Consider the following 658-nt stretch of genomic DNA (forward strand, 5'->3'; position numbering starts at 1 on the left):
ATTGTTCTTTGAAAACTAGATAACAGTAATAGCTGAGGAAAAGTGAAACTTTTCTTTAATCAAACCAATAAATAACGCAACGCAAGTTGCACCATTTATTCGCTAATGGTTAAGTTAGAAAGGGCGCACGGTGAATGCCTTGGCACTAGGAGCCGATGAAGGACGGGACTAACACCGATATGCTTCGGGGAGCTGTAAGTAAGCTTTGATCCGGAGATTTCCGAATGGGGAAACCCACTGTTCGTAATGGAGCAGTATCTTTATCTGAATACATAGGATATTGAAGGCAGACCCGGGGAACTGAAACATCTAAGTACCCGGAGGAAGAGAAAGCAAATGCGATTTCCTGAGTAGCGGCGAGCGAAACGGAATTAGCCCAAACCAAGAGGCTTGCCTCTTGGGGTTGTAGGACACTCTATACGGAGTTACAAAGGAACGAGGTAAATGAAGAGGTCTGGAAAGGCCCGTCAAAGAAGGTAACAACCCTGTAGTTGAAACTTCGTTCCCTCTTGAGTGGATCCTGAGTACGGCGGAACACGTGAAATTCCGTCGGAAGCTGGGAGGACCATCTCCCAAGGCTAAATACTCCCTAGTGACCGATAGTGAACCAGTACCGTGAGGGAAAGGTGAAAAGCACCCCGGAAGGGGAGTGAAAGAG

General features: G+C 47.0%; 1 rRNA gene. It reads left to right on the forward strand.

Annotated features, from left to right (window positions below):
- Positions 1-107: 107 nt before the first annotated feature.
- Positions 108-658: ribosomal RNA gene (locus tag BFL01S_RS19730) — 23S ribosomal RNA — on the forward strand; the annotation flags it as partial.

Origin of the sequence: Priestia flexa NBRC 15715 (genome assembly GCF_001591565.1) — a bacterium.
Lineage (GTDB): Bacteria > Bacillota > Bacilli > Bacillales > Bacillaceae_H > Priestia > Priestia flexa.